Genomic DNA, 9,351 nt, shown 5'->3' on the forward strand with positions numbered 1-9,351 from the left:
ACCGGACCCGGCGGTCACCGGTCCGATCCGCACCGTCACACCCCGCCGGTACCGTGAGGACATGAGTCAAGGCCCCCGGTCCGGTCTGGCCGCGGTGAGTTCCGCGCTGCTGGCCATGAGCAGGCATCTGGAGGTGCGCGACGTCCTCAAGACGATCGTCGCCTCCGCCCGCGAGCTGCTCGACGCGCAGTACGCCGCCCTCGGCGTCCCCGACGACCACGGCGGCTTCGCCCAGTTCGTCGTCGATGGCGTCAGCGACGCCCAGTGGAAGGCGATCGGCCCGCTGCCCCGCCAGCACGGCATCCTCGCCGCGATGCTGCAGGAGGCCCGGTTCGAGCGCCTCGCCGACGTGCGCAAAGACCCGCGCTTCGAGGGCTGGCCGTCCGCCCACCCGGAGATGTCCGACTTCCTGGGCCTGCCGATCAGGGACGGCGACGAGGTCATCGGCGCCCTGTTCCTGGCCAACAAGAACTGTCCCAAACCGGAAGGCACCTGCGGCTTCACCGAGGAGGACGAGGAACTGCTCGCCATCCTCGCCCAGCACGCCGCGATCGCCCTCACCAACGCCCGCCTCTACGAGCGCAGCCGCGAGCTGACCATCGCCGAGGAGCGCTCCCGCCTCGCCCACGAGCTGCACGACGCCGTCAGCCAGAAGCTCTTCTCCCTGCGCCTGACCGCCCAGGCCGCGGCCGCGCTGATCGACCGCGACCCCACCCGCGCCAAGGGCGAGCTGCACCAGGTCGCCGCGCTCGCCGCCGAGGCCGTCGACGAACTGCGCGCCGCCGTGGTGGAGCTGCGCCCCGCCGCCCTGGACGAGGACGGCCTGATCGCCACCCTGCGCACCCAGATACAGGTCCTCGACCGCGCCCACACCGCGCACGTCACCTTCGCCGGCAACGGCTTCCGCGCCCTGCCGGCCGCCCAGGAGGAGGCCCTGCTCAGGGTCGCCCAGGAAGCCCTGCACAACGCCCTGCGGCACTCCGGCGCCGGGCACGTCGGCGTGAGCGTGGACCGGCGCGGCGGCGGAGCCGTGCTGCGCGTCAGCGACGACGGCAGCGGCTTCGACCCCCGGTCGGTCCGCAGCGCCGGACGGCACCTGGGCCTGGTCTCGATGCGGGACCGGGCGAGCGGTGTCGGCGGCACACTGACCGTGGAATCGGCGCCCGGCAAGGGCACCACGATCGAGATGGAGGTCCCCGGTGGCTGACGCAATCAAGGTGCTGCTGGTCGACGACCACCAGGTCGTCCGCCGGGGCCTGCGCACGTTCCTGGAGGTGCAGGACGACATCGAGGTCGTCGGCGAGGCCGCCGACGGCGCCGAGGGAGTCGCCCGTGCCGAGGAACTGCGGCCCGACGTCGTCCTCATGGACGTCAAGATGCCGGGCATGGACGGCATCGACGCCCTGCGCAGACTTCGCGAACTGGACAACCCCGCGCGCGTGCTGATCGTCACCAGCTTCACCGAGCAGCGCACGGTCGTCCCGGCCCTGCGCGCGGGCGCCGCCGGGTACGTCTACAAGGACGTGGACCCCGACGCGCTGGCCGGCGCCATCCGCTCCGTGCACGCGGGGCACATCCTGCTGCAGCCCGAGGTCGCCGGTGCCCTGCTCTCCCAGGAGGAGGCCAACTCGGGACAGGGACGAGGGGGCTCGCTCACCGAACGGGAGCGCGAGGTGCTCGGCCTGATCGCCGACGGCCGGTCCAACCGGGAGATCGCCCGTGCTCTCGTGCTGTCCGAGAAGACCGTCAAGACGCACGTCTCCAACATCCTGATGAAGCTGGACCTCGCCGATCGCACCCAGGCCGCCCTGTGGGCCGTACGCCATGGCGTGACCGGCTGAAACGCCCTCCCCAACGCCTCACGGACGGCAACTCGGAAGGTTCCGTTCCGGGCTGAGATTCATACCGTCGTGGGAATGTCACCCGGATGGCGCATCCTCCGGTGATCTCCGCCGTTCTCCAGTGCGTGCCGCGGTGAACCGTCGCGGCGAACGCCAAGGAGGGCTCAGACAGTGAAGAACCTGAAGAAGGCAGCGGCCGTGACGATGGTGGCCGGTGGTCTGGTGGCCGCCGGCGCGGGGATGGCCTCCGCCACGGACGGGGCCTGGGCCGGCGGTGCCGCCCACGGCTCTCCGGGTGTCGGCTCGGGCAACGTCGTCCAGGCCCCGGTGCACGTCCCGGTGAACGTGTCCGGCAACAGCGTGAACGTCATCGGCGTGCTGAACCCGGCCTTCGGCAACCTCGGCCTCAACCAGTGAGGCACGGCCACTGACGACCTCAGGCCTCCCGGGCCCACCGGGAGGCCTGTCCGGTTTTCATCCGAGTGGCCTGAACGGGGGCTCGGCGGGCGCACCCCGCACCCCGGCGAGGACTCCGGCGTTGATCAGCGCACGACCCACGGCCGGGTCGGACCCGCACACGCAGGAGGTACCCGTTCCATGAACATCGCCAAGAAGGCCGCCCTCGCCCTGACCGTCGCCGGCATCGCCGCAGGCGCCTCCGCCGGAGCCGCCATCGCCGACTCGACCGCGAACGGCGCGGCCACGACCTCCCCGGGTGTCGCTTCGGGCAACGTCGTCCAGGCCCCGGTCCACGTCCCGGTGAACGTGACCGGCGACAGCGTGAACGTGATCGGCGCCCTGAACCCGGCCTTCGGCAACACGACGGCCAACGGCTGAGGCGGCAAGCAGCCGAGAGGGCTCCTCGACCGCCTCGGGGAGCCCCTGCCGGCTCAGCGACCGCGCTCCCGCTCCTCCACGACGGAGTTGTACGCCGCCACCTGCGCCCGCCGGGCCGTCCGCTCGACCGGCCGCAGCGCCGCGGACCGCGCCGCCATCTCGGCGGAGCTGACCGCACCCCCGTGCCCGTTGCCGTAGGCCAGGGACACCAGCATCCCCACCCGCTGCGCCAGCTCCAGCACCCGCACCGCACGAGGCGGGTAGCCGGGCGCCAGCACCTGCCGCCCCCGCTCGGCCCGCGCCCGGTAAGCGTCGATCGCCGCCTCCGCCACCGGACCCGACCCGGCGACATCCAGCTTCGACAGCACCTCCGTCGCCTCCCGCAGGGCCTCCGCCAGCTCCCGCTCCGCCTCGCCCAGCGACGGCACATCGGCGGGCGGCGCCTCCCGCACCGGCAGCACATGCCAGGCGACCTCGATATGCAGATCACCGTCGGGCCCGGCCGCGTACACCTCCGGAACCAGCCCGAACGCGGCGCCGAAGCAGACCACCGCCTCCTCGGCCTCCAGCGCCCGCGCATTGAACTCCGGCGGACCGCTCAGCCCCAGCGGATGACCGGGCGCGGGCAGCGCGACCCGCAGGCCGGTCACCCCCAGCGTCCGCAGCCGCCCGAGCGCGAGCGTGAGCCCGACCGGCGCCGGCTCACCCGGCAGCCCCTGGACCCGGTGCACCGCGTCCTCGCCCACGATGGCGAGTGCGGCGTCGTCCGGAGAGATATCTCCGGCCAAAAGGGCATTTCCCCAAGCGGCAAGGCGTCCTGAACGCGGTTCCGAGAGCATGCCCCCACCCTAAGGACCGGACCGATGGAATGGAGCGGCGCACTCGTGGCGTAGATTTCATGGGGGGCTGCGCCCACCGGCGCGGCGGACCGAGCCCACAGGCGTACGCGACAGCCGAGACCGGCACACTGCAAGGGGAGACAACGCGCTCATGAGCGATGTTCTGGAGCTTCAGGACGTATCCGTGGTCCGCGAGGGCCGGGCTCTGGTGGACCAGGTCTCCTGGTCGGTCAAGGAGGGAGAGCGCTGGGTCATCCTCGGCCCCAACGGCGCCGGCAAGACCACCCTCCTGAACGTCGCCTCCAGCTACCTCTACCCCAGCAAGGGCACCGCCACCATCCTCGGCGACACCCTCGGCAAGGTCGATGTCTTCGACCTGCGCCCGCGCATCGGCGTGGCCGGCATCGCCATGGCCGACAAGCTCCCCAAGCGCCAGACCGTCCTGGAGACCGTGCTGACGGCCGCGTACGGCATGACGGCCCACTGGCAGGAGGAGTACGACGAGGTCGACGAGCAGCGCGCCCGCGCCTTCCTCGACCGCCTCGGCATGAGCGACTACGTCGAGCGCCGCTTCGGCACCCTCTCCGAGGGCGAGCGCAAGCGCACCCTGATCGCCCGCGCCCTGATGACCGACCCCGAGCTGCTCCTGCTCGACGAGCCCGCCGCCGGCCTCGACCTCGGCGGCCGCGAGGACCTGGTCCGCCGCCTGGGTCGGCTGGCCCGCGACCCCATCGCCCCCTCGATGATCATGGTCACCCACCACGTCGAGGAGATCGCCCCCGGCTTCACCCACGTCCTGATGATCCGTCAGGGCAAGGTTCTCGCCGCCGGCCCGATCGAGCTGGAACTGACGTCCCGTAACCTCTCCCTCTGCTTCGGCCTGCCGCTCGTCGTCGAGCAGGTCGGCGACCGCTGGACCGCGCAGGGCCTGCCCCTGTCCTGACGCCGCCCCGCTCCCCGTTCGCGCCCTGTCCGTCGCCCGAACGCGGTCCTACCATGACCATGTGAACGACATCTCCGCATGGGTGTGGTGGCTCGTCGGCGCGGCGGCGCTCGGAATCCCGCTCGTGGTCACCGCGATGCCGGAGTTCGGCATGTTCGCGGTGGGAGCCGTCGCGGCCGCGGTCGTCGCCGGCCTGGGCTTCGACGTCGTGATCCAGGTGCTCGCCTTCGTCGTCGTCTCGGTCGCCCTCATCGCCGTGGTCCGCCCCATCGCAGCCCGGCACAGCAGACAGCGGCCTCAATTCGCCACCGGCATCGACGCCTTGAAAGGCAAGCAGGCCGTCGTCCTGGAGCGCGTCGACGGCTCCGGCGGCCGCATCAAGCTCGCCGGTGAGATCTGGTCGGCCCGCGCCCTGGACACCGGTCGTGCCTACGAAGTCGGCCAGGAGGTGGACGTCGTGGACATCGAGGGAGCCACCGCGATCGTCATCTGAGCCATCCTCCCTGCGAGTTGGGCGACGGTCTGACAGACTCGACCAGCAAGATCTTCAACAGCCATAAGATCTGCCGAAGGCGCCGAGGCGGAGAAGGGTACGGGGAACGATGGACGCGATCATCATCGTCCTGATCATTCTGGTGGTGTTGGTCTTCATCGCCCTGATCAAGACGATCCAGGTCATCCCACAGGCCAGCGCTGCAATCGTGGAGCGCTTCGGCCGCTACACGCGGACACTCAACGCGGGCCTCAACATCGTGGTCCCGTTCATCGACACCATCCGCAACCGCATCGACCTGCGCGAACAGGTCGTACCGTTCCCGCCCCAGCCGGTGATCACCCAGGACAACCTGGTCGTGAACATCGACACGGTCATCTACTACCAGGTCACGGACGCGCGGGCGGCCACCTACGAGGTCGCCAGCTACATCCAGGCCATCGAGCAGCTCACGGTCACCACGCTCCGCAACATCATCGGTGGCATGGACCTCGAACGCACCCTGACCTCCCGCGAGGAGATCAACGCGGCCCTGCGCGGCGTCCTCGACGAAGCCACCGGCAAGTGGGGCATCCGCGTCAACCGCGTCGAGCTGAAGGCCATCGAGCCGCCCACCTCCATCCAGGACTCGATGGAGAAGCAGATGCGCGCCGACCGTGACAAGCGCGCGGCGATCCTCACCGCGGAAGGTACGCGCCAGGCGGCCATCCTCACCGCCGAGGGTGAGAAGCAGTCCCAGATCCTGCGCGCCGAGGGTGAGGCCAAGGCCGCCGCCCTGCGCGCCGAGGGCGAGGCCCAGGCCGTCCGTACGGTCTTCGAGGCGATCCACGCCGGCGACCCGGACCAGAAGCTGCTCAGCTACCAGTACCTGCAGATGCTCCCGAAGATCGCCGAGGGCGACGCCAACAAGCTCTGGATCGTCCCCAGCGAGATCGGCGACGCCCTCAAGGGCCTGTCCGGCGCCATGGGCAACTTCGGCTCCCTGGGCGGCGGGGCCTCCGTCCCGCCCCAGAACAACGGGCCCAGCACGGAACGCCGCGAAAAGCCGAGCATCGACTGACGGTTCTTCACAACGCCGGTGCCTGCCGCGCCCCTTCAGGGGCGCGGGGCCAGGTCAGGCAGCGTCCAGAGCCAGCCAGTCAGGCAGAGCCGCAAGGTCCTCCTGGCCCAGAGCCAAGAGCATCGCATCCGCGGGAGTCGGCTCGAACGGCTCCCGAAGCAAGGCCATCCCGGCCTCCTCCGGAGTCCGATTGGCCTTCCGGTGATTGTCCTCCGCACACGCGGCGACCGTGTTCAGCCACGTGTCCTGCCCACCCTGCGACCGCGGCAGCACATGGTCCACGGTCATCGCCCTGCGCCCGCAGTACGCGCACCGGTGCTGGTCCCGGACCAGCACCCCCCGCCTCGACCACGGAGCTTGTCTTCGGAACGGCACCCGTACGTACCTGCACAGCCTGATCACCCGAGGCGCGGGTATGTCCACATCGGCACCGCGCATGCGCAGTTCGGGATGGGCCTGCTCGACGACGGCCTTGTCCTGCAGGACCAGGACGACCGCTCGGTTCAGAGTCACCGTCGACAGCGGCTCGAAGCTCGCGTTCAGGACCAACGTGTCACGCATCCAGCCCACCTCCCGTGTGCACCTGCCCACCCCCCGGCGGGCTTGGATCAACTCTGTACGGGCGCGCCGAGATGGACAACGCAATAAAAAATGCCCGCCTCCGATCACTTCCAAGACCGGAGGCGGGCAAACGTTCAATGAACGCTTGGCTGAATCGTGCGCTGCGTCAGCCCTGGGCGGCGTTCTCGTACTCGCCGATGAGCTGGGCACGCGCGAGCGCGTGGAAACGCAGATTGAAGCCGACGACGGCCGGAGAGACGTCCGCGTTCGGGCCGAGCTTCTCCTGGTCCACCGCGTACACCGTGAAGACGTACCGGTGCGGGCCGTCCCCGGGCGGCGGAGCGGCACCGCCGAAGTCCTTCGACCCGTAGTCGTTGCGCACGTGCACCGCGCCCTCGGGCAGGCCCTCGAACTTGCCGCCGCCGGCACCGGCCGGCAGCTCCGTCACCGAGGCGGGGATGTCGAACAGGACCCAGTGCCAGAACCCGCTGCCGGTCGGCGCGTCGGGGTCGTAGCAGGTCACGGCGAAGCTCTTGGTCTCCGCGGGGAAGCCCTCCCACCGCAGCTGCGGCGAGGTGTTCCCCTCGGCGTAGACCTGAGCGCTCCCCAGCGTCGCGCCCTCCTCGATGTCCTCACTCGTCACCGTGAACGACGGCACGGGCGGATGGAAGTCGTGGGGGAGCGGCCGCCGCTTGAGCTCGGTCACCTCGGTACCTCCTGATCGATCTTGTTCAGTAGGTCAGAGCCTAGAACCAGTTGCGCTTGCTGCCGACCTCGGACAGCCACTGGTTGAGGTAAGCCGCCCAGTCGGTCCCGTGGAAGTCGTTCAGACCCACCTGGAAGGAGCGGAAGGTGTCCGAGCCCTCGCTGAACAGACCCGGCTTCTTGTCCATCTCCAGGACGACGTCCATGGCGTGCTCGTCGGCCACGAAGCTCAGCTCGACCTGGTTCAGGCCGCGGTACTGCGACGGCGGGTAGAACTCGATCTCCTGGTAGAACGGCAGCCGCTGCCGGGTACCCCGGATGTGACCGCGCTCCATGTCCGCGTTCTTGAAGCGGAAGCCCAGCTGGATGAAGGCGTCCAGGATCGCCTTCTGCGCCGGCAGCGGGTGCACGTTGATCGGGTCCAGGTCGGAGGAGTCCACGGCGCGGGCGATCGCCAGCTCGGTGGTCACCCCGATGTGCATCCCGCGCAGCGCCTGCCCGTCGATCATCGTGACCGGCGTCTCCCAGGGGATCTCCAGGCCGAACGGCACCGCGTGCACGGCCCCCGCCTGCAGCTCGAAGGCACCGCCGAGCCGCACCTTGGTGAACTCGATGTCCTGCTTGTACTCCTGGTCGCCGCTCTCGACCTCGACCCGCGCCTGCAGGCCGACGGACAGACCCTCGATGTCCTGGTTCACGGACCCGCCCTGGATCCGCACCTCGCCCTGGACCACGCCGCCCGGTACGGCATTGGTCTCGGTCAGCACCGTCTCGACCGAGGCCCCGCCGGCCCCGAGGCTCGCGAGCAGCTTCTTGAACGCCATGACTCTCCCTTTACGAATGGACCCTCGACCCGTACAAACGCGATCCGGTCACGACCGGTTCCGGGTCCACACCCTGGCAAGGGGAGCGAACCTTGACCACCCCTTGGTCCGGAACCCTCTGGACTACGCTCGGACGGCATGATCGCGTCCCCGGACCGTACGCCACTGCGCCGAGAGTTCTTCGACCGCCCTGTTCTGGACGTCGCCCCCGATCTCCTCGGCCGCATCCTGGTGCGCACGACCCCCGACGGTCCGATCGCCGTGCGCCTCACGGAGGTGGAGGCGTACGACGGCCCGAACGACCCGGGCTCACACGCCTACCGTGGCCGCACCGCCCGCAACGAAGTGATGTTCGGTCCGCCCGGACACGTGTACGTCTACTTCACCTACGGCATGTGGCACTGCATGAACCTGGTCTGCGGACCCGAGGGCAGGGCGAGCGCCGTACTGCTCCGAGCCGGTGAAGTCGTCGAGGGCACCGAGCTGGCTCGCAAACGTCGACTTTCGGCCCGGAGTGACAAGGAACTGGCCAAGGGCCCGGCGCGCCTGGCCACCGCCCTCGAGGTCGATCGCGCCCTGGACGGCACGGACGCGTGCGCCTCCGGCGAGACACCACTGAGGATGCTGACCGGTACTCCTGTACCTCCTGACCAGGTGCGCAGCGGTCCACGCACCGGAGTCGCCGGCGAAGGCGGCAACGGCGACGTCCATCCCTGGCGCTTCTGGGTGGCCAACGACCCGACCGTGAGCCCCTATCGGGCCCATGCGCCGAGGCGCCGCTCAAGTTGACGCGCCCCTGCGAGGTGCGTAATGTGGCCCGAGCCGCTGAACCGGGTACGGCGATCGCCTGCAGCCGGAGCGGCCAACCCACTACCTAGCTACAACCCCTCACCGGGGTCGATTCCTGCGCGCCCGCGTGCCTGAATTCGAACCCGCGAGACTCGATTATGAGGCGCCGAGGGAATCGGCTAACGTAGTGAATGTCGAAAGGCCGACGAGCGAAAGCCCGAAAGGCCCAAGACAATCCCGCCGACCGGGAATCGGACGCCGAAAGGATCTGATAGAGTCGGAACCGCCGGAAAGGGAAACGCGAGAGCGGAAACCTGGAAAGCGCCGAGGAAATCGGATCGAGAAAAGATCTGATAGAGTCGGAAACACCGAAGGGAAGCCCGGAGGAAAGCCCGAGAGGGTGAGTACAAAGGAAGCGACCGTTCCTTGAGAACTCAACAGCGTGCCAAAAATCAACGC

12 protein-coding genes are annotated in these 9,351 nt (G+C 69.6%); 8 read left to right on the plus strand and 4 right to left on the minus strand.

Translation table 11 applies throughout. From position 1 onward, the window contains the following. Positions 1-61: 61 nt before the first annotated feature. The 4 genes from ACIRVH_RS21840 (at position 62) to ACIRVH_RS21855 (ending at position 2,678) form a co-directional block, all read left to right on the plus strand. The gene (locus ACIRVH_RS21840) at positions 62-1,207 is read left to right on the plus strand and encodes a GAF domain-containing sensor histidine kinase (protein ID WP_403955733.1); all 1,146 of its coding nucleotides are present in this window, start codon (positions 62-64) and stop codon (positions 1,205-1,207) included. Next, positions 1,200-1,841, plus strand: a complete 642-nt coding sequence (locus ACIRVH_RS21845; RefSeq protein ID WP_094214635.1) for a response regulator transcription factor — start codon at positions 1,200-1,202, stop codon at positions 1,839-1,841. Before ACIRVH_RS21840 ends, ACIRVH_RS21845 begins: the two co-directional genes overlap by 8 nt. Before the next feature lie 171 nt (positions 1,842-2,012). Beyond that, positions 2,013-2,258 (plus strand): chaplin, encoded by a 246-nt coding sequence (locus ACIRVH_RS21850; RefSeq protein ID WP_393482216.1) that lies wholly within the window; start codon positions 2,013-2,015, stop codon positions 2,256-2,258. Between the two features lie 180 nt (positions 2,259-2,438). Next, the gene (locus ACIRVH_RS21855; protein ID WP_403955736.1) at positions 2,439-2,678 is read left to right on the plus strand and encodes a chaplin; all 240 of its coding nucleotides are present in this window, start codon (positions 2,439-2,441) and stop codon (positions 2,676-2,678) included. 53 nt (positions 2,679-2,731) lie between these two features. Here the strand turns inward: ACIRVH_RS21855 and ACIRVH_RS21860 are convergent, their stop codons facing one another. Then, positions 2,732-3,517 (minus strand): hypothetical protein, encoded by a 786-nt coding sequence (locus ACIRVH_RS21860; protein WP_403955737.1) that lies wholly within the window; start codon positions 3,515-3,517, stop codon positions 2,732-2,734. A gap of 151 nt (positions 3,518-3,668) precedes the next feature. On the opposite strand from ACIRVH_RS21860, the gene ACIRVH_RS21865 reads away from it, so the two are divergent. From ACIRVH_RS21865 to ACIRVH_RS21875, 3 genes are all read left to right on the plus strand, one after another. Next, entirely contained in the window at positions 3,669-4,460 is a 792-nt protein-coding gene (locus tag ACIRVH_RS21865; protein ID WP_403955738.1) for an ABC transporter ATP-binding protein, read from the plus strand. A 61-nt stretch (positions 4,461-4,521) separates the two neighbouring features. Then, positions 4,522-4,953 (plus strand): NfeD family protein, encoded by a 432-nt coding sequence (locus ACIRVH_RS21870; protein ID WP_403955739.1) that lies wholly within the window; start codon positions 4,522-4,524, stop codon positions 4,951-4,953. 109 nt (positions 4,954-5,062) lie between these two features. Further along, entirely contained in the window at positions 5,063-6,013 is a 951-nt protein-coding gene (locus ACIRVH_RS21875; protein WP_403955741.1) for an SPFH domain-containing protein, read from the plus strand. 54 nt (positions 6,014-6,067) lie between these two features. On the opposite strand, the gene ACIRVH_RS21880 is transcribed toward ACIRVH_RS21875, so the two are convergent. The 3 genes from ACIRVH_RS21880 to ACIRVH_RS21890 all read right to left on the minus strand — a co-directional run bounded on the left by ACIRVH_RS21880 (position 6,068) and on the right by ACIRVH_RS21890 (position 8,103). Further along, positions 6,068-6,574 carry an HNH endonuclease gene (locus ACIRVH_RS21880; RefSeq protein WP_403955743.1) on the minus strand — a complete coding sequence of 169 codons (507 nt, stop codon included), beginning with the start codon at positions 6,572-6,574 and terminating at the stop codon, positions 6,068-6,070. 166 nt (positions 6,575-6,740) lie between these two features. Further along, positions 6,741-7,280: a YbhB/YbcL family Raf kinase inhibitor-like protein gene (locus ACIRVH_RS21885; RefSeq protein WP_403955745.1), complete on the minus strand. Its 540-nt coding sequence runs from the start codon at positions 7,278-7,280 to the stop codon at positions 6,741-6,743. Positions 7,281-7,320: 40 nt separating this feature from the next. After that, positions 7,321-8,103, minus strand: coding sequence for a sporulation protein (locus ACIRVH_RS21890; RefSeq protein ID WP_145874648.1), 783 nt, complete (start codon positions 8,101-8,103; stop codon positions 7,321-7,323). Between the two features lie 138 nt (positions 8,104-8,241). Here ACIRVH_RS21890 and ACIRVH_RS21895 point away from each other — a divergent pair, with 138 nt between their 5' ends. After that, on the plus strand, positions 8,242-8,892 hold the full coding sequence (locus ACIRVH_RS21895) for a DNA-3-methyladenine glycosylase (protein WP_393482234.1): 651 nt from the start codon (positions 8,242-8,244) through the stop codon (positions 8,890-8,892). The last annotated feature ends 459 nt before the right edge of the window (positions 8,893-9,351 follow it).

It is taken from the genome of Streptomyces sp. NPDC101165 (assembly GCF_044768135.1).
Lineage (GTDB): Bacteria > Actinomycetota > Actinomycetes > Streptomycetales > Streptomycetaceae > Streptomyces.